The organism is Dissulfuribacter thermophilus (genome assembly GCF_001687335.1).
Classification (GTDB): Bacteria; Desulfobacterota; Dissulfuribacteria; order Dissulfuribacterales; family Dissulfuribacteraceae; genus Dissulfuribacter; species Dissulfuribacter thermophilus.
In genome coordinates this window covers 23,797-43,275 of sequence record NZ_MAGO01000015.1, presented here as the reverse complement: position 1 = coordinate 43,275, position 19,479 = coordinate 23,797, and the positions used below count along the sequence as shown (strand labels likewise).

At 42.8% G+C, this 19,479-nt stretch carries 10 protein-coding genes; all 10 read left to right on the top strand.

Features of this window, described 5'->3' with window-relative positions:
* The first annotated feature begins 372 nt into the window (after positions 1-372).
* The 10 genes from DBT_RS11100 to DBT_RS11840 all read left to right on the top strand — a co-directional run bounded on the left by DBT_RS11100 (position 373) and on the right by DBT_RS11840 (position 18,634).
* Positions 373-5,538, top strand: a complete 5,166-nt coding sequence (locus DBT_RS11100) for a right-handed parallel beta-helix repeat-containing protein (RefSeq protein ID WP_067620619.1) — start codon at positions 373-375, stop codon at positions 5,536-5,538.
* 60 nt (positions 5,539-5,598) lie between these two features.
* The gene (locus DBT_RS11095) at positions 5,599-6,810 is read left to right on the top strand and encodes a multicopper oxidase domain-containing protein (protein ID WP_067620616.1); all 1,212 of its coding nucleotides are present in this window, start codon (positions 5,599-5,601) and stop codon (positions 6,808-6,810) included.
* Positions 6,811-6,834: 24 nt separating this feature from the next.
* Entirely contained in the window at positions 6,835-8,112 is a 1,278-nt protein-coding gene (locus DBT_RS11090; RefSeq protein ID WP_067620613.1) for a multicopper oxidase domain-containing protein, read from the top strand.
* Between the two features lie 15 nt (positions 8,113-8,127).
* Positions 8,128-9,147 carry a multicopper oxidase domain-containing protein gene (locus DBT_RS11085; RefSeq protein ID WP_067620610.1) on the top strand — a complete coding sequence of 340 codons (1,020 nt, stop codon included), beginning with the start codon at positions 8,128-8,130 and terminating at the stop codon, positions 9,145-9,147.
* Between the two features lie 255 nt (positions 9,148-9,402).
* Positions 9,403-9,825 (top strand): hypothetical protein, encoded by a 423-nt coding sequence (locus tag DBT_RS11080; protein WP_067620607.1) that lies wholly within the window; start codon positions 9,403-9,405, stop codon positions 9,823-9,825.
* Entirely contained in the window at positions 9,822-11,552 is a 1,731-nt protein-coding gene (locus DBT_RS11075) for a S8 family peptidase (RefSeq protein WP_067620604.1), read from the top strand. Before DBT_RS11080 ends, DBT_RS11075 begins: the two co-directional genes overlap by 4 nt.
* A gap of 143 nt (positions 11,553-11,695) precedes the next feature.
* On the top strand, positions 11,696-12,886 hold the full coding sequence (locus tag DBT_RS11070) for an ABC transporter ATP-binding protein (RefSeq protein ID WP_067620601.1): 1,191 nt from the start codon (positions 11,696-11,698) through the stop codon (positions 12,884-12,886).
* On the top strand, positions 12,874-13,830 hold the full coding sequence (locus DBT_RS11065; protein WP_067620598.1) for a lysophospholipid acyltransferase family protein: 957 nt from the start codon (positions 12,874-12,876) through the stop codon (positions 13,828-13,830). The genes DBT_RS11070 and DBT_RS11065 overlap by 13 nt, the downstream gene beginning before the upstream one ends.
* 6 nt (positions 13,831-13,836) lie before the next feature.
* Positions 13,837-14,808 (top strand): class I SAM-dependent methyltransferase, encoded by a 972-nt coding sequence (locus DBT_RS11060; protein WP_067620596.1) that lies wholly within the window; start codon positions 13,837-13,839, stop codon positions 14,806-14,808.
* 130 nt (positions 14,809-14,938) lie between these two features.
* Positions 14,939-18,634 carry a methyltransferase domain-containing protein gene (locus DBT_RS11840; RefSeq protein ID WP_083186785.1) on the top strand — a complete coding sequence of 1,232 codons (3,696 nt, stop codon included), beginning with the start codon at positions 14,939-14,941 and terminating at the stop codon, positions 18,632-18,634.
* Positions 18,635-19,479 lie beyond the last annotated feature (845 nt).

Below are 19,479 nucleotides of genomic sequence, written 5' to 3'. Positions count from 1 at the left end.
TTGTTGACTTAGAAGAATTGCAGAAGATTTTTTGACAACTTCACAAAAAACGAGAAGTTTTTTGTGCTTTTTTCCTCTCTAAAAAAATAAATAACATTGACTTCTTTTAAGGCGCACCTATACTAAATTTATAAAGTCAAATTTGTTCTGGTCGTAGGGTTTGTTTTTTAAAAAAATAAAATAAAAAATTTTATTCAACTAACCAACTAATATTTTTAGTCGTTTTTAAAGGGGGGGGTGGTGTATATGGAGGTTCTTACTACCTAGGTTCTTGGGTGGAAATTTCCCATTTTAAAAAAACATCAATCATGAAGACTCATCTGTGCAACGGATGAATTCATGAAATGATCCAACATATTGATGGAGTGGTATATGAATTTTTTCAATGTTTTTCGCTATTCACGCCTGGTTAGGGCGGGGGGGTTTTTTATTGTCTTAACCCTGTTAGTAATGGGGATCCATTCTTATGGACATGCCTTTACATTGAAGGTTACGGATGCAAACGGTAGTCCTGTAACTAATTTTAGATGGCTTCTTCAGGAAGATACTACCTATCACGTGATTCCAGGTAAACCAGATGGCAACACTCTGTCTGTTCATTTCCATTCAAGTAATGCCCCTGTGGTATCTACTGGAGATGAGGCTCAAGCTGCAAATATCACTCTCCCAGATCCAAATAAATATTACTTTGTTTCAGTATTACCCGATTCTGGTTACAGCATGAATGGAGCCCCAGTCAGGCCAGGTCAGCAGCAGGTTACAATCAAGGTGAATAAGTTGCCGATACCGACTGCTCAAATAACAGTCTTTGTCTTTGACGATTCAAAGCCTGTAAACAACATACCAGATATTCCAGGTGAGGTAGGACTTGAGGGTTTCGTAGTTCAGTTGTTTGAAGCAGGAGGTAAATTTGGCATCTCAGGGGGGATGGTCATGCAGGATGTCTTTGGCAATCCACTGGGCACCACTTACAATCCTGATGGTTCAGTAAAAAAAATGGGGACTGGAATCATTAAAACTGGGCCAGATGGATATGCCAATATAAAGAATATTGCCCCTGGTAAATACGGAATAATTGTGGTGCCGCCGTTAGGTCAGGGATGGCATCAGACGTCTACAATCGAAGGTACAAAGACCATTGATGCGTGGGTTAAGGCAAATGAACCCGAGTATTTTATGGAATTTGGTCCCCCTGGCCCTCATGTATTTATTGGTTTTGTTAAGGAAGTTAATAAGTTGCCTGCATCTACAGGTGCGGGGGCTAATGGAACAATAGCTGGTCACGTAGTATTTACCCATAATTCGAGGCCACCTATTTATACTTTTTATGACGGACCGCCTGTCCCCCAGTGTTGGGTGGCGTTAAATGATCTTACTGTTGGTAGAGGTGAAGCCCTTTATGTTGGGGCCTGCGACGAAAACAGTAACTTTGAGATTAAGAATATCCCACCTGGGACATATCAACTGGTAATATGGGATGAGAATCTTGATGCTATATTTGGCCTAACCCAGGTTACAGTACCTCCAGGTGGCGGTCCTGTAGATATTGATGGAGATGGAGATCCAACTTATAACACCGTAAGGCTATTTCGTTGGTTTGGCAGTCTCGAAAACGTAGTCTTTTATGATCACAATCAGAATGGATTCAGAGACTGCATTACTCCAAGCTGTAAAGATCCCACTTTAGATGACGTAGGAATCCCTCAACAGAATATAAATATACGTTTTAGGGATGGGAGTATCTACCAAGCCATGACAACCGACATATTTGGGGAAGCTCCCTTTGAGGAGGTCTTTCCATTCTTCAGCTGGCTTGTTGCAGAAGTAGACTTTGGAAGATTTAAGGCAACAGGTGTTACAGCGATTGTGGATGCAGGGGGCGAGATACCTCAGGACAATGGATGGCAAATGCCCTCAGGTGACAAGCTCAATCCTCAGCCACAATCTGCTCCAGATGGCACCCCTTTGATTAACCCTAATACAGGAAACAATCTTGCCCGAACAGAGACAGGTCCGGTTTTAACCCAGGCATTTCAGCTTTATATGGGGCAGACCAATGTCATTCAATGGGGAAAGGCAGAATATGCTCCAGGCGAAAATGGCGGCATTTCTGGAATGGTCATATATGCAGTAACGCGGGCTGAGAATGATCCGAGATATGCTATTGCTGAGCCATGGGAGCCAGGCATTCCTAGAGTTCAGGTAAATCTATATGAAGATTTAGACGGGGACGGTGTTATTGATGACATAAATAAAGATGGCAAGGTGACTTTGGCAGATGTTGACAACTACCCGTTCGGGTGGGCCAACGGCGGTGCAAAGGGGCCTGAAGATATAGATAGAAACGGAGACGGTAAGTTTGATCTAGGAGATGCCATAAAATATACAACCACTGACAGTTGGGACGATAGTGTGCCCACTGGTTGCCAGGGGGAGCCCTTTTCTGCTCATGGTGTTTCTACGGATTGTTTTGATGGGCTAAGGAATTTCAATCAGATAAGGCTAGGGGTCTTTGACGGTGGATATGCTTTTGATGGCCTTCAGCAAGGCATATATATCGTTGAGGCAGTTCCTCCACCAGGTTACGAACTATTGAAGGAAGAGGATAAAAACGTAGATTTTGGAGAAACATATATACCAGCTACAGAGGCATTACCGCCAGTGTGTGTAGGAGATCCTCATACAGTGCCTTTAAAGATGTCTCTGTTTCCAACGCTGGATGCCCCCTTTGCAGGCGAGACGCGGCCTCTTTGTGATAGAAAACAGATAAGATTGTCAGATGGTCAGAATTCAGCCGCAGACTTTTTCATGTTTACACAGGTGCCAATAGCTGGCCAGTTCGTCGGTTTTATTCTCGATGATTTTGCCAATGAGTTTGATCCAAATTCACCAAATTTTGGGGAAAAGTATGCTCCACCTTGGCTTCCAGTATCTATAAGGGACTGGACAGGAAGGGAGATAGCGAGGACTTATTCAGACGAGTGGGGGAGATACAATGCCCTGATACCTTCAACCTTTACAGCAAATCTCCCTATGCCAAGCGGTTATTCTCCTAATATGCTCACTGTTTGCTTGAATTCTCCAGGCCCTATCCCCAACCCCAATTGGGATCCGAATGTTCCAAATTCACCTGAATTTATTACTGATCCATTTTTCCAGAGGCAGTACAGTCAATTCTGTTACACATTCCAATATATGCCTGGATCCACAACATACCTGGATACACCTGTTGTCCCAGTGGCTGCTTTTGCAGGGCCAAATCAGGATATGCTAGATTGTGAGGTCCCAGATGGCATGCCCAAGATCTATTCTGTAAGTGGGCCTCAAGGTGGACCTTATGTAACTGGGCCAGGTGAGACACTAACAATAGTCTCTGTGGGTTCTGTTGAGGTCCCCAACCCTGACTACGATGGCCCAAACGGGATCAAGCCAAAGACTACAACTCGGGACTTCAGTTTTGGCTCTATCCCAGGCACTGTAACCATTGGAGGCACTCCCCTTGAAAATGTTGTCTGGACTCCTGACGTGATTACTGGGACTGTGGCCCCCGGCACTGAGAGCGGTGAGCTTGTGGTCACTCGAGGTGACAATGATCTCAGCACCCTTTTAGGAGTAACTGTGACAGTTGGTCAGGCAAACGTAATTCATGTTTCTCCAACTACTGATCCAAGTGCAACTCCGATCCAGGACGCCATTGATTTGGCACAGCCCGGAGACCTAATTCTCGTTGCTCCTGGAAATTATGAAGAAGCTGTGATCATGTGGAAACCAGTGCGTCTCCAGGGATGGGGAGCTGGTTCGACAATAATAAATGCTGTGAAGGCTCCATCGGAAAAGTTACAGGTCTGGCGTGACAAGATAAGAAATTTAGTTGATACGAGGACGGTGGACCTCATGCCTGGTCAGGAGGCAAATATTGTGGGAATTGAGCCAGCACTCCTTGGCACAGAGGAAGGGGCCCCCATTACTGTTGTTGCCAAGAGAGGCGCTTTCCCTGTTGGAAACGGACATGCCCGTATTGATGGCTTTACCATTACTGGTTCAGACAGTGGTGGAGGTATCTTTGTGAATGGCTATGCCCATGGCCTAGAGATTTCAAATAACAGAATAGTAAATAATTATGGATTTTATGGAGGCGGCATAAGGGTTGGTCATCCATATTTAATAGGTAGAAATACCTTAGTTGATCCACAACAGGGGAATGATGAAAATGCAATAGAGGCCGAGGGAACTGAACTCTACATTGATGGCACTAATAATTCCATATACATACACAATAATCATATTGCTGAAAACGGCGGAATTTTGGGGGCTGGCGGCGGAATAACCATCTGCGCAGGTACGAAAAATTACCTTATTACTGCCAATTTCATCTGTGGCAACTATTCAGCAGGTCATGGAGGAGGCATTGCCCATTATGGAATCAGCGCTGGTGGCATTATATATAGAAATGTCATTGCGTTTAATCAGTCATTCAACCAGGGACAGGACGTATCAGGTGGCGGAATCCTCATTGCTGGTTTGGCTCCCAATCCCAATAAGGGGAAATTAAGTCTAGGATCTGGTTCGGTCCTTGTGGCCAACAACCTCATACAGGGCAACCTCGCTGGCGCAGGCGATGGAGGTGGAATCCGTATCCAATTTGCCAATGGTGAAGATGTCGCCCAAAATCCCAATGATTTCAATAAGTGGTATGAGGTTAATATCGTAAATAATGTGATTGTGAATAATGTGGCCGGCAATGCTGGTGGCGCTATTTCAATGCAAGACAGCGTCAAGGTAAATATCATAAATAACACCATAGCCAATAATGACAGCACTGGTACTGCAAGGACTGCCCAAAATACACTATTGAATTTTGAATTTAGGCCTGCAGGAATTGTTTCGTATGCACATAGCCTCAATCTTGCTTCAGCATTTGACAGAAATGATCCTATGATTCAGTGGTTCAGGGATTTTTCTAATCCAATTCTCTTAAATAACATCATCTGGCACAATAGGTCCTTTCATTGGGATGTTGCACTAAATGGCGGAATCGGTGGGCTTGTCCCAGATATGGCCACACAATCTCCTGTGTATTGGGATTTGGGGGTAATGGGTGCATCATTCCCGGCAATGCTGTCGCCTTTCTGGTGTCTTTTGACAGACGTTACAGGCCTTGATCCAAGCAACATCAGCGCAGATCCTCTTTTTATAAGAGAATACGTAAATGGTAGTCCGGGAGGCGTAAGTCAATATGTTTATGGTGAGAATCAGGTGCAAATGGCAACCTCTGTCGCAGTTGACGAGGGGGGCAACTTTATAGATGTGCGTTTTGCTCCCCTAACCCTATGGCATCCCACTCTAAAGGGCGGAAAAACCTTGGGAGACTATCACATACAGCCAGGCTCGCCTGCGGTAGGTGCCGGAACTGACATACCCCTATGGCATCAATATTTGAATGATATTACCCGCTTTGCCCTGTCAACGGACTTTGATACTGAGGAGCGGCCCAACAACATAGGAGTTGATATTGGTTTTGATGAACTTTGGCCATAACCAGACAAAGTTAGGAGCGCCCCCTCTGTTAGAGGGAGGGGGCTTATCGGAGGACAAATTATGAACAAAAAACTGAGATTTTTATTTGGCTACGCAGCCACAGTTATCTTTTTAATGGGCCTGGTTTCAACGGGGAATGCCGAGTTTGTTGTGCAATGCCCTGGAGATATTGATGGAGATGCAGTTATAGATCAGCCTGATCCAGCCCATCCACGAGCTGTCTGTATGCATCTAGGTGCAGGCGATGGCTTTGTGAAGATGGCAGATGGAAGGCTCCAGTACATCTTCAGCTTTGTGGATTTGACTGGAGTCAAACCTGAAAATTGGATGAGTGTGGGTATGCTTGGGGCCACTTTCCCTGCTCCCACAATAGTATTAAAAGAAGGGGATGAATTTTATCTAACCCTTTCAAATGTGGGAATGGCCCTAAGGCCTGATCTGTCAGACCCCCATACAGTTCACTGGCACGGTTTCCCAGAGGCAGCATCCGTATTTGATGGAGTTCCAAGCGCCTCCCTCTCTGTAAACATGATGGCAAGTTTTACCTATTATTACCATGTGGTTCAACCAGGAACTTATATGTATCACTGCCATGTTGAGGCCACAGAGCACATGCAGATGGGGATGCTGGGGAATCTCTATGTGTTACCTGCTCAAAATGATTTACCAGATGGCACGAATTTAAATGGTTTTATACATCATACTGGATATCACTATGCATACAATGATGGTGATGGCTCTACTTATTACGATATTGATTATGTCATCCAGATAGGATCATTTGATCCTGGGTTTCACGATGCCAGTATGAACGTTCAACCCCTACCTTTTGCAGCGATGGAAGATACATATCCCATGTTAAATGGTAGGGGCTATCCAGATACAGTGGATCCAAATCCCTTGACTCCTCCCGCTGAAAATGGTGGAAAGATATCTCAGCCGCTTAGTGCCCTCATAACTGCTAAGGTAGGGCAAAAAGTACTGCTCAGGATCAGCAACCTGAATGTCACTCGATTCTACACCCTCTTCTCTCTTGGTATTCCTATGAAGGTGGTGGGAGAGGATGCCCGATTACTCAAAGGCCCAGATGGAAGGGCCATGTATTACATGACAAACTCCGTCACTCTTGGTGGAGGAGAATCGGTGGACGTAATACTGGATACTGCTGGGCTGCAGCCTGGCACATACTTTCTCTATACCTCTAATTTGAATTACCTGAGTAACAATGACGAAGATTTTGGCGGCATGATGACTGAGATACATATCCAGTAAGGGATGTTTTATTAGGAGGAATCAATGAATAAAAAGGTAAAAAATCTATCCATTTTGATAATTGCTTGTATGTCCTTGATATCCATAGGGGCAAATCCTTGTAAAGCAGTCATCAGCGGCATAAAGGAGACCAGTTTTAGTTTTACCGTAAAACAGGGACATATCAGTATGCCAGACGGTCAATCCATTCTCATGTGGGGCTATGCCATTGACAATGGCCCTATGCAGTATCCAGGCCCCACTTTAATAGTCAATCAAGGAGACAACATTACTATAACCCTAACGAATCAGCTTCCCAGTATCTATGGAAACGTATCCATAGTATTCCCTGGTCATGAAGTAAAGGCAACGGGTGGGGTGCCAGGCCTTCTAACCAACGAGGCCCCGCCTGACGGTGTCACCTCTGTTACCTACACATTTACAGCTGATCAGCCTGGTACCTACTACTATCATAGTGGGACTAGACCAGAACTTCAGCTGGAGATGGGACTTATTGGTGCGATTATTGTGAGACCTCAGGGGTTTGATCCAGCGAATCCAACTGCATATAACCATCCAGACTCTGCCTACGATAGAGAGTATCTCTTTTTACTGTCAGAGATGGATCCAGTGATTCATCGTCTCATTGAGTTTGGGACAATGGACGAGATAGACAATACTACATACAGGCCGGTCTATTGGATGATTAATGGCCGCGCCGCTCCAGATACTATGTTCCCTGCAAAAGTACCATGGTTACCACATCAGCCATACAACTGTATGCCTAGAATGCATCCAGGTGAGAAGCTATTAATGCGAGTGATAAATGGAGGGAGAGATCTACATCCATTCCATCATCATGGGAATCACTCTAGGATAATTGCAAAAGATGGTAGACTGCTAAAAAGTTCACCAGGTGTAGGAGCAGACCTTGCTCAGACGGTATTTACAATAAAATCCATTCCAGGAGAGACTGTAGATTCGATCTTTGAATGGACAGGAAAGGGACTTGGTTGGGATGTCTATGGTCACAAACCCTCAGATCCACTTGCTCCCCATGAGTATGCTCCAGATCATGGAAAGCCATTCCCAGTAAAGCTACCCGATCCACTAAACCTGACCTATGGCGGATTTTGGAGCGGGAGCCCATTTCTTGGATCTGTAGGAGACCTTCCTCCTGGTGAAGGTGGACTCAACGTCTATGGAGGCCTCTTTTATATGTGGCATTCTCATACAGAAAAGGAAATGGTCAATAACAACATCTTTCCAGGTGGTATGATGACTATGATGGTTATTGAGCCTCCTGGTGCACCGATACCATGATCAAGGAGGATTATTATGAATAAAAGATATAATAAAATCATGCCACTTATCACCTTTACTGTGTTTTTAATAGGGGCAATACATTGGGCGTCGCCTTCTTTTGCATTGGACGTATATCTTGTGGCAAAATCATACATTAAACAGATGCCAGATGGTTCAAATGTAACTATGTGGGGGTATGCAGAGGATTCAGACAAGAATCTTGGGACAGACGGAGGGGAAATACCTACCAGTCCAGGGCCAGTGATTACCATCCCTCCAGGGGATACTAGTCTCACAATACATATTAGAAATGACCTTAGTGTCTCTACTTCAATCATCATACCAGGCCAGCCAATGAGTTTGAGCCCGGAATTTTTTACTGATTCAAAGGGCCGTAAACGAGTTCGATCTTTTACTCATGAAACTGGGCCTGGAGCCACAGGGACATATACTTGGAATAACGTAAAAGAAGGAAGCTATATTTATCAAAGTGGCACTCATGTGGCAGTCCAAGTGCAGATGGGTCTATATGGAGCTTTGAAAAAGGATTATGCCTCTGGCGAGGTATATAAAGGCATTACTTACGATAATGAAGTAATCTTGTTTTACAGTGAGATTGATCCAGCACTGCACAATGCAGTAGCAATGGGTACCTACGGTACTAAGTCATATCCAAGCACTATAAATTATAGGCCAAAGTATTTTCTCATAAATGGGGAACCATATCCTGATGCAAAGCCTGTGTTTGATCATAGTATCACCAATAATGAGACAGTGTTGATTCGTTTTATGAATGCAGGGCTCGAGACCCATACCCCTACCATCCTTGATGCCTACTTTTCAGTAGTCTCAGAAGACGGAAATCTTTATACCTATCCCAGGGAAAAATACGATGTCTTTTTACCAGCGGGGAAGACAAAAGATGTAGTCTGGAATCCGAAGGCTGTTAAAAGGTATCCTGTCTATGATAAGAGACTTAGGCTTACAAACGCTAATGTATTCCCTGGAGGTATGTTGGCCTACCTAGAGGTGCAACCGAATCAGATCCCTTAATTTTTACCTAAATCCTGCACGGCAAAAGAGTATGCCTTAATCCCTCGCGTCTGGCATATTGGGCAAACTCGCCAATTGCAGGATTTAGGTTTTATAAAAAAATGTCACAGGCCCTACGGTACACGGCATGTACACAGTGGGCATGCAGTTTTTAGACTGAAGGCCTACTGCCAATAGCCGTGTACCATATACACCTAATCGATTTTTGTGATGGCAATGTTGCCATCATGGCCGGGAGTTAGATAGTTGGTTAAGATGAAAACAATTACATTTATTTCTTTGGTCTGTTTGGTCTTTTTAACCTCCTGTGCTTCAAAACACCCAAGGGGCCCATCTTATGAGTCTCTGGCCCAAGATTGGGGGATTCAGGTGCAGGGAATATATCTTTCTTCTGCTGGCTACATGCTTGATTTTAGATATAAGGTCATTGATCCAAAAAAGGCCAAATATCTTTTGAAAAAAGGTGCCAAAGTCTACGTTATCCATGAGGCCACTGGTAGACGGGTCTTTGTACCAAATCCTCCGAAGGTAGGTCCGCTACGTTCGACAACAGAAAATCCCATAGCAGGGAGGACGTATTTTGTACTCTTTGCAAACCCTGGTCGGTTTATTGCCGCGGGGCAAAAGGTGACTGTAGTAATGGGGGACCTTAAATTGGAACACCTTAAAGTAAGGTGAGTAGAACTTACATACTGACAATCGCTGTTTGTTTTTTGGGCTCTGTTCTTCTGATGGATTCGCCTACATCGGCCTTGTCTGAACAATCCGTAATAGTAATTGTTCGGCTAAAAAAGGGTTATATAGCGGTCAAAAGGGGGCAGAGGTTAGTCTTAAAAAAAGATTGGCCTAGATTAAAAGATGTTCATCCCCTTTGGATAATAAATGGCTTTTCAGCCACAGTTGACAAAAGAGATATTGAATCACTATCCAATCATCCAGAGGTTGCCTCCGTCAGGATCGATAAAAAATTTAGGCTCAACGAGGCCCCGACAGATAGTATTTTGAGAAGTCAGTGGAACTTAAGCGTATTAAACGTGGAATCATTAAGGAGAATGGGAATTACTGGCAGAGGCGTTGTGGTCTGTGTTCTCGATACAGGGGTTGATATTGATCATAAATACCTCAAAGGAAAATGGCGTGGAGGTGCAAATAGTTGGTTTGATTTTTTTGATTCTACATTATTACCTACTGACTCAATAGGTCACGGTACTCAGGTAATGGGTATCATTTTAGGCGGAAGTGAACAGAGCATTAATGGAGGTCTTGGGATTGCACCTGGAGCGCAATGGATTGCAGCCAAAATTTTTGACAATCAAGGTTTTACCTTATTGAGTATTATACACCGTGCACTTCAATGGCTTGTTGATCCTGACGGAGATCCTGAGACTGAAGACTCTCCAGACATAGTTAACATGTCTTGGGGTATTTCAGAAAGACCAGACGAGTGCATACAAGAATTTTCAGAGGACATATCTAAACTTAAAGAGTTAGGCATAGCAGTCGTCACACCAGCAGGCAATGGAGGTCCATCTTTATTTACTTCCGAAAGTCCGGCAAATTATAACGGAGTCATTTCTGTTGGGGCAATAGAAGAGAGAGGCGAGCTATCTATTTTTAGTTCTCGTGGTCCAAGTGCATGCGGCCTAAAGGTATACCCAGATCTTGTTGCTCCTGGAGCCGGACTCTACACAACAGATATTACCTTTGGGGGCATTTTTGATGAGGCCACAACCATTGTTACAGGCACCTCCTTTGCAGCAGCCGAGGTTACTGGATTGATCGCCCTTATGAAAGATGCTTTCCCTGAAATGGATCTCTATAGTATAGAGGCGTCGCTTAGGATCACAGCCAAAGACCTTGGAGAAAAAGGACCTGACAATAGCTACGGCTATGGATTAGTAGATCCACTGGGTGCATATACCTGGGGTCTCAATGCGCCGAAATGCCTTGATTTTGACCACGATGGCTATTTTGCCCAAAAGGACTGTGGCCCTCTTCAGGACCTAGATGACTTTGATCCCTGTACAAAGGCTTTATCTAATGCCAAATCGAATACTGTGCTGGTTGACATCTCCAAAAGACAATATCATCCTGGAGAACGACTTTTCGTTACTCTAAATACACTTCCAAAGGGGTTTAACATATTTATTGCCATCCTATTGCCCGACGGTGGACTATGGGTGCTAGATGACCTAAATTCCGGTTATGCCATTGAGGATGCGAGGGATATTCAACCATGGAAGGGGCTGTGTACTATATTGGATCTTGAGATTCCAAGGTGGTCTGAGAGTGGCAATTACACCCTCTATTCCTATGCTGTACCAGTGGGAGAAGATTTAGTAGATCCAAGGTTTAGTAAGTTCTTAAATGAGACGACCTTTGAGATTGTAGATATGCCTCGATAGGCCCTTCAGGTCTGGGCACAATTTTTTTAGACCTTTGTGGCATCAGGCAATCAAGAGTGCTTGAGCCCCTCTTTTCTAGCCCATAACAATAATATTAAGTTAATATTGTGCATTCGTTCAGGATGAATTAATGTGCTATCGCCATGTTGTCAGTAGATGTCAGAGGTCTTACCAAAATATTTCGGGTATATGAAAGCCCTTCGCAACGATTAAAAGAGATTCTTTTTAGAAAAAAACTCCATAAAGAATTCATTGCTTTAAAAGGTATTAGCTTCAGTATGGCGTCGGGTGACGTGCTAGGTCTATTTGGAGACAACGGCGCTGGAAAGAGTACTCTATTGAAGATATTGGCTGGGGCTTTAGAACCGACCTCAGGCACAATAAAAGTAAATGGCCGTGTAACTGCTCTCCTTGAATTAGGGGCAGGGTTTCATCCTGAATTTACAGGCAGACAAAACATCTATCTTAATGCGGCCCTATTTGGCATGACTGAGGAAGAGATAAGGGCCAAGGAACAAGATATAATCGAGTTTAGTGAACTAGGGGACTTTATTGACCAGCCAGTTAAAATTTATAGCTCTGGTATGTATGTAAGGCTGGCATTTTCAATAGCAACAAGTGTAGATCCTGACATATTGATTGTCGATGAAGCGCTTTCAGTTGGTGATCAGCATTTTCAGAAAAAATGTATTGAAAGGATGATGAAATTTTGTGAACAAAATAAAACGATTTTATTTTGTTCGCATAGTATATATCATTTAGAGCAACTTTGTAAGACCGGTATTTGGCTGCATCGTGGAGAAATTCGCATGAAAGGGCCGATAAAAGAGACCCTTTCAGCATATCAAGACTACGTAAGAGAGATTGAAGGAGCAAATAGAGATGCCACTCAGGCGGTGGCGCAGGGTAAATGCCCCAGCACTGCTGATCTAATAGTATTCATAAAAGACATATGGATTGAGGATTTAAAGGGGAGGCGATGCTCGAGCGTTGAGACTGGCCAACATGTGATTTTGAAGATGAAAATTGGTGCCATAAAAAGAGGGGTAAAAGGACACGTTGGCTTTGGTATCATTAGAAACGATGAGACGCTCATGTTTGGAACCACTACTCATATTGATGGAATTGAGGAACAACCATTAGAAGATGGAAGTGAATTTTCAATTGAGGTGCCAAATTTTCATCTACTGCCCGGAACCTTTAAGGTACTGGGGCTTTTGACTGACGAATCCGGTCTTCATCCTTATCATATGGCAAGGTCCGAGTCATTTAAGGTGCGCACTGAAATTGGTTACTATGGTGTAACTGTAATGGAACACAAATGGCAATTTTAAATTTTAGATACCCATATATTTCTGTTGATTTGGAGAAGCCAACAACAAAAAAATTTTTTGATTATACCCTATTCTTAAATGCCATAGCCAAACTACCTTATAACAAAATGATCAGGTTGGCATTTTGGCGTGGTAGAGGGTTTGCAGAAACTTATAAAAGTAGCCTGGAGCTTATTAAAGAAAATCTTAGTACTTATTATGGAAGAAAAAAAACTAGTTCGTTCTTGGATAAGGTGGCAAATGACATATTTTTATATTCTAGCTTGGAAGAGGCTGAAGGAGCAAGAATTGCCCAGAGGAGAGATGATTATTTTGAAAAATGGATAGATATTAATGGGATTTCCAATCTTGAAGGGGCTGTTTCAAGAGGCAAGGGGGTAATTCTGGCATTTACTCACTATGGGTCATATGCATCTGTAATTTGCAAATTGGGACAAATGTTTTCTCAGCCTATTCATGGAGTGGCATGGCCCTATGAGACTCATCCATGCCCTATATTTCGGAATTTTATTCATAGAAAAGTAGAAGGTATGCGTCATTTCATGAAAGGGGACTTTTTCTTTGTGGGTAAGATTAACCCTCGTAGATTATATTCAGCTCTTAATAGAAATGAAATGATAGTAATTTTGATTGACGCTCCTTTAGGAAGCTCGTATAAGATTCCTATCAATTTCTTGGCGAGAAAGATCAATCTACCAATATCCGCTTTTAAAATCGCCTTGCGTACAGGGGCTGCAATCGTCCCAATTGCAGTTTACAGGGCTGATGAAGGAAAAAAAATAGTGGCTGATATTTTACCATATAACGAGATACACGAACAGCAACAGATCCAGCCATTATTTCAGTCCATTATGATGGAGTTTGAAAAGTATATAGAAAAAAATCCCTCCCAGTTTTTTTACTGGACTTCTCCCATGAGTTGGAAAACTATTAATACCTTTTGATCGTATATGAAAAAGTTTGAGACATGGCCTGAATGGAAAAAAAAGATAGCTAGATTGGCTTTTTCACCAATAGCTAGTTTTTTAAAAAGGACTCAGGCTCCTCTTTTTACTCTATGGGAGGATCTAGGCCTTCATGTTACGCACAATCATTTTTACAGTTCTATACCCGATACCAGAAAGTTGGATCTGAGGAATGAGCTTTTCCCCTGGGAACCTTTTAACTTTGATCCAGAGGCCCAAAAGGCATTATTTACAAAACTCGTAGAAAAGTACTGGGATGAGTGGCAAGGAATTTTGAAAAATGGGACAGACAATGGATTCTGTCTGGGCAATGGCCTATTTGATGCTGTGGATGCAATGATCGCATATACTATTTTAAGAGAATATAGGCCTAAAAGAGTTATTGAGGTAGGTTCGGGATATTCCTCTAGACTTATTGCTTATGCAGGTAGAAAGAATGGCGGTATAGAACTTACTTGTATAGACCCTTATATTGAAGACGAATTGAGTCGCATGGATGGAGTAGTGAGTTTTGTTCAGAGACCAGTTGAGCAGTTGGAAACAAACCTTTTTTTGTCACTTGATGCAGGCGATCTTTTGTTTATAGACAGTAGCCACGTGGTACGAATGGGAAGCGATGTGGTTTACCTATATCTCCAAGTTTTACCTAAGTTGAAAAAGGGGGTTCTTGTTCACATTCATGACATTTTTCTACCTCTCGACTATCCATCCTCTTGGGTGAAGGAAGAAAAGCGTTTTTGGAATGAACAATATTTAGTTGCGGCTTTTTTGATGAATAATGACAATTTTGAAACCATTTTATCCAACAGTTTGCTTGGATATTGTTTTCCTGATTTGATCCGGTCCAAGGTGCCCCTGCCAGAGTCTCTCATCTTGGAACTCGAGAAGGAATTTCAAAGGATGTTTCCAGGTATCAAATGGTGGGGTGGAGGTAGTTTGTGGGGAAGAATAGGTTGAAAAACGGGATATTTATTGATTTGTCTGATTTTTATGAAAAAATACCAATTTATAGTCTTTTACAAGACCTCTCGGTTGGTACTATAACAGCATAGTAAAACTCAATAAATACTAGGACCAGGAATAAAAGATGAGGGACAATATTAAGGCACTAGTTGCGTGGATACATGAAAGACTGCGTTTGAATGGCTATGTCATTGAGGTAGGGGCATATCAGGTGGAAGGCCAAGAAGGCTATGCAGATTTAAGACCCTATTTTAATGGTTTAAAATACATTGGAATAGATATGCGTATAGGGCCAGGTGTGGATTGTATTCAGGATGTCCACAGCCTAGGTCTCCGAGATCATGTAGCGTCATATGTCCTTTGCCTTGACACACTCGAGCATGTAAAAGATCCCATAAGGGCCGTTAAAGAACTTGAGCGTTTGGTGGCTAATCCTGGTGTCTTGGTTTTGTCGTCAGTAATGGACTTTCCTATTCACGATCATCCCTCTGATTACTGGCGGTTTACGCCCCAAGCATTTTTTGAGATGGTAAAAGGTTTTGAACAAAAGAGAGTCTTTTTTCAAGGAGACCCTTTAAAGCCGCATACTGTAATAGCCATTGGCGCAAAAGGCGTGTCTTTGGATCTCTCATGGCCTGAAAAACTGGCAGGGGAACAGCTGAATGAGCATCTAGAACACAAGATTGAACCAAAACAGTTTGTAACTCAGCCGCCAATAAGGCATAAATACCATTATGATATAGATCTAAATGGTTCAGATACCACTCACTCCCTGCTTTTAAAAAAGGTTAAGCCAAATACCAGGGTATTGGAAATAGGTTGTGCTACAGGATACATGACCCGTATTCTCAAAGAAAATCTTGGCTGTGAGACAACTGCTGTAGAGATAGATGAGGCAGCAGCGAGTTTGGCAAGGCCTTATGCAGACAAACTCATTGTTGCAGATGTAGAATCTCTAGCCTTTGAAGAAGTTTTCCCTCCAAAACATTACGATTACATAATAATGGCAGATGTTTTGGAGCATCTAAAAGACCCCCGGTCATTGCTTGAAAAATTATCGTTTTGCCTAAAAGACGATGGAAGGCTCCTTATTTCAATACCAAATATGGCTCATGGATCCCTTGCTCTAGAGCTCTTGGATGGTAAATGGGATTATAGAAAAATAGGGTTATTGGATAGTAGCCATCTCAGGTTTTTTACTATTTCAAATTTTTTAAACATGCTCGAGGGCACAGGTTTATGGGCCATACGAATAGATAGAATCATAGTTGATCCCTGGAATACTGAATTGAGGACCCAATGGTTTAGTTATCCGAAGGAGGTAACTTCTTATCTTGAGAAGGTCAACCCAGAATTTAGAACGTATCAGTTCGTAGTCGAGGCCATGAAAATGGGGCCTTATGGAGAGAAAGAATTATTTAAAAGTCAATACATTGCCTTGAAGAATTCATTGTCGGCTGCCCAGGAAAAACTGGATGAATTGCATAGAGAAAATCAGAAATTGTTCGAGGAAAAGGCTAGATTAGAGGGAAATTTGCAAAATCTCGGTCATGAGGTGAATGAGCTTAGAGCTGAGAGAGAGAGGCTGCTTGAACAGCTCAGGGCGTCTGAAGAGAATCTTTTGCATGCCCGTTTTGAGCTCTCCAGGATTGAAGGCTCTTTGGCCTGGAGGATGCTTCATCCCTACAGGAGGTTTATTGAATTTGCGCTTCCTCATGATACAAAGAGAAGGAAGATTTACCAATTTGCTACCAGAGCGTTTGCTTATGCCTTAAAAGAAGGACCTGTAGGGTTTTGGCGGAAGACAAGGGATTATTTACAGAGGAGAGGTAATGGGGGTGAGCTTTCGAAGATTAGTCCTCCGAAGCTAGAGAGTAAATGGTATCCCTTAGAGTTTCCCTCAGTTGAGAATCCAAAGGCCTCTATAGTTATACCAGTTTATAATAAATCTATTTACACATTTAATTGCCTAAAATCTCTGTCTACAACAAAAAATAGGAGTAGTTTTGAGGTCATAGTAGTAGACGATGCCTCCACTGATGATACCCCTCAGATGATGCAAGAAATGAAAGGGGTAACGTATATACGTTCAGAGAAAAATCAAGGTTTTGTTGGCTCGTGTAATGTTGGGGCCCAAAAGGCCAGAGGTGAAAAAATAGTATTTCTAAATAATGACACTACTGTGAGTGACGGCTGGCTAGATGCCCTTTTGGATACCTTTCCAAGATTTAAAAATGTGGGTTTGGTGGGAGCAAAGCTTGTTTACCCTGATGGAAGACTGCAGGAAGCAGGAGGGATCATTTTTAATGACGGATCAGGAATGAATTTCGGTAAGTGGGATGACCCATCTCTCCCCCAATACAATTATGTGCGCGAAGTAGATTATTGTTCAGGGGCGGCCATATGTGTCCCTAAAAAGCTCTTTTTTGAAATCGGAGGGTTTGATACAAGGTATAGTCCAGCCTATTATGAAGACACCGACCTGGCCATGGAAGTTAGAAGGCGTGGATACAGGGTCCTTTACCAACCACATTCCGTTGTGATCCATCATGAAGGAGTCACTGCAGGCAGAGATACGTCAAGCGGTGTTAAAAGATATCAAGAAATCAATAAATTGAAGTTCCTAGAAAAGTGGAAGGAGGTGTTGGAAAAAGATCATTTCTCCCCTGATACTTCCAGCTATCTATTTAGGGAAAGGGGTATTGAGGGGAGGATTCTAGTAATAGATCACTACGTCCCCACGCCTGATAAGGATTCTGGCTCTCTTAGAATTTTTTCAATTATAGAAATATTAGTGGATTTGGGATGGAAAGTCATTTTTTGGCCTGATAATCAGGCAAAAACTGAGCCATATGTATCATGGCTTCAATCCATGGGGATTGAGGTCATTTATGGAGCCAGTTCTTTTATTGATAAATTTAGAGAATTTGGACCCCATCTCAATGGGGTGTGGCTTCTTCGACCTCACATCGCACAGAATTATATAGATATTGTCAAAGGGAATTCTAATGCATTTACAGTTTACGATACTGTTGATCTCCACTTCGTAAGGGAAGAGAGACGGGCCGCAGTCGAAGGTGATGAAAGATTGCTTGAAGAGGCAAAAAGATGGAAGGATATAGAGCTCTATCTAGCCAATAGAGCAGACGCAGTAATAGTTGTTACCCCTGAGGAAAAGGCGATTTTAGAGGAATGTGGGATTAGAAATTTGGGGCACCAAACCAATCAAAAGGTCTTAGTGATTCCCAACATTCATGAAGTGGTTGTTGATGAAGTTCCTTTTGAAGACAGGAGTGGACTTATGTTTATTGGGGGCTTCGTGCACCCCCCTAATATAGATGCAATGCTATGGTTCGTTAAAGAGATTTTGCCAAAGATAAAAAGCGAATTGCCTGAAGTCACTTTAAAAATAGTTGGCAGTAATCCCTCTAAGGAAATCAAGGGCCTTGCCAATGATTATATTGAAGTAACAGGATATGTTCCGGACGTCTCAGATTTTTTTATGAAAAGTAGAGTATTTGTATCGCCTTTGAGGTATGGTGCTGGTCTCAAGGGGAAAATAGGTCAGTCTTTGGGTTATGGACTCCCTGTCGTAACCACCTCAATAGGGGCTGAAGGCTTTTTAATGCAAGGAGAGGAACCTCCTTTTTTGATTGCAGATGATCCCTCAGATTTTGCAGAAAAGGTGTTGAGCCTTTATAGGCAAAAAGACCTCTGGGAAGAGATGTCAGCAAGGGGTAAGGCTTTCATTGGAAGGCATTTTACAAAGGATGTTGTCAAATCCACAATAAAACAGTTATTAACTGCAATGTTAAACTGAGTTCTTCGCTATGTTTATAGACAGTAGTCTTCGATGATACTACACGACACCACATTCGGTTAATTACAGAGGAAGGAAGAAGGTAGAAGGTAGAAGGGAGAAGCAGGATTGGCAGAAGGTGGCGTCGTGTAGTATGATCCCAGATTATGCAATTGGCGAGTTTACCCAAGATGCGAGGCGCTAGGGGCGAAGACGTACTTAGGTACTTCGAGCCCCGAGCAACAAAGTAGATTGGGGAAAATCGCTAATCCCGAAGGGCTGCGAAAGAGGGCAAAAACAACATGAATATTCCTTCACCAAAAAGGTGAATATCTAGCAATAGGCTATAATAAGGTAATTAGTTGATATAAAAAGAAAATTCATTTTTGCCATCTTTCGTAGTGCATAATCTGGGATGATCTGCTCAAACTTTTGCAGGGGATGACCAAAGCGCATATATGCTGCTTTCTGTCTGCCTGACTGCGGGAAAGTTGAGAACCAATATGTACGTTTCGGGTCCAACCAAAAGAATTAGGCCAAAATTCACTGAAATTGTAAAAGTCCCCCCTGAACTGCGGCGTTGGGCCTGGGATGCCGTCAATGGAAGAATTATGCTGGAAATTCTGGTACACCGGATTATGTGCAACTCTTCTAGTTATGAAGCCGTAAAGCTCGCCTATAAACTCTGGCCAGAGGCTTGCATATATGTGGTGAAAACCTATAATGATGTATTTCGTGGCTGTAGAGCGGCTGTCAGGGAATGGAGCAACCCGTGGAACTGACAAAAAGACTTCTAACCCTGGCCTGTGACATACAAACTGTTGCCCCGGCCTTCATTCTTGGAGGTGGAACAGCTGTCATGTTTC

What these genes read in the sequence shown, in the direction of transcription:
- DBT_RS11100 (WP_067620619.1), top strand. Translation starts at nt 373, where the DNA reads ATGAATTTTTTCAATGTTTTTCGCTATTCACGCCTGGTTAGGGCGGGG.
- DBT_RS11095 (WP_067620616.1), top strand. Translation starts at nt 5,599, where the DNA reads ATGAACAAAAAACTGAGATTTTTATTTGGCTACGCAGCCACAGTTATC.
- DBT_RS11090 (WP_067620613.1), top strand. Translation starts at nt 6,835, where the DNA reads ATGAATAAAAAGGTAAAAAATCTATCCATTTTGATAATTGCTTGTATG.
- DBT_RS11085 (WP_067620610.1), top strand. Translation starts at nt 8,128, where the DNA reads ATGAATAAAAGATATAATAAAATCATGCCACTTATCACCTTTACTGTG.
- DBT_RS11080 (WP_067620607.1), top strand. Translation starts at nt 9,403, where the DNA reads ATGAAAACAATTACATTTATTTCTTTGGTCTGTTTGGTCTTTTTAACC.
- DBT_RS11070 (WP_067620601.1), top strand. Translation starts at nt 11,696, where the DNA reads ATGTTGTCAGTAGATGTCAGAGGTCTTACCAAAATATTTCGGGTATAT.
- DBT_RS11065 (WP_067620598.1), top strand. Translation starts at nt 12,874, where the DNA reads ATGGCAATTTTAAATTTTAGATACCCATATATTTCTGTTGATTTGGAG.
- DBT_RS11060 (WP_067620596.1), top strand. Translation starts at nt 13,837, where the DNA reads ATGAAAAAGTTTGAGACATGGCCTGAATGGAAAAAAAAGATAGCTAGA.
- DBT_RS11840 (WP_083186785.1), top strand. Translation starts at nt 14,939, where the DNA reads ATGAGGGACAATATTAAGGCACTAGTTGCGTGGATACATGAAAGACTG.